Source organism: Candidatus Ulvibacter alkanivorans (genome assembly GCF_003333325.1).
Taxonomy (GTDB): Bacteria; Bacteroidota; Bacteroidia; order Flavobacteriales; family Flavobacteriaceae; genus Ulvibacter_A; species Ulvibacter_A alkanivorans.
On sequence record NZ_QOLC01000032.1, the window covers coordinates 1 to 1,012 of the forward strand.

Below are 1,012 nucleotides of genomic sequence, written 5' to 3' on the forward strand. Positions count from 1 at the left end.
TGATCCTGATAATGATGGTGTCATTCTAAAATTTGATAATTGCCCTGTCTCCTTTAACCCAGAACAGTTTGATTCGGATGAAGATGGACGTGGCGATGTTTGTGATGATGATACCGATGGTGATAACTTCTCTGACAAGTATGAAGAGGAATATGGAAGCAACCCTAATGATAAAGAAGTTATACCACAAGTTTTCGTTCCTTATGAAAATGACTACAGTGAATGGGAAGTTACTGGTGAAATTGCCGATAAGGGCACTTGGGCACCCGCTTTAGATAAACAAGAAACAGAATTCGTGCAAACAAGAAATAATGAAGAAGAAAAAATAAGAACCGTCTTTATTCAGGAAAAAGACAAGCATTCTGATACCATTCGAGTCGTTGCAGAAGAAGAAGAGACTCAATTCTTTCCATTTGTTGAAGAACGAACACTTATACCCAGAGAATCAAACAGAAGTCAAAGAACAGAGCGTTGTGGAGCTTGGACACCAGATCCTTTAACTATTCCAAAAGGCACGACTTTCAACCAAGAAAGAGAATGTTATAGCATTTTTGATGTTACCCTAGAATTCTTTACTAATGCTGAAGAAGGTGAAGTCGTTATTGGTGAAGTTCCTGTTGTAAGAGAAACAGGACCATTTATCAGGACCTCTACAAATATAGGACAAAAAGAAAAATATGAACCTATGGAAGATGAATTTACACCTTGGGTCGAGACTGATAGCTTCAGAAGCTCTGAAAGCTGGCTTCCAAGTGCTAGCGGCAAAACAACCAGCTTCACCCAATTCCAGAATGGTGAAGTCGAGGAAGAAAGATTTAAGATTGTTCGTGAAAAAGAAATTTACACTGGTACTGTCAGAGAAGTTTCAAGAGAAAAGCAAACTCGTTGGGTTGAAAAACAAATATCAAGAAATGTTGAAGCCCTTCCGGGGACTTGGACAAATTCTGGTGAGAACTGTGAGGGATGGACACCCTCAACTTCTGAATACAATGTTGGTGAATCCTTTACGCAA

General features: G+C 39.1%; 1 protein-coding gene. It reads left to right on the top strand.

What is annotated here, in order from left to right; all coding sequences use genetic code 11:
• On the top strand, positions 1 to 1,012 hold a 1,012-nt coding region (locus DWA30_RS01940; protein ID WP_210725379.1), incomplete at both ends, for a thrombospondin type 3 repeat-containing protein.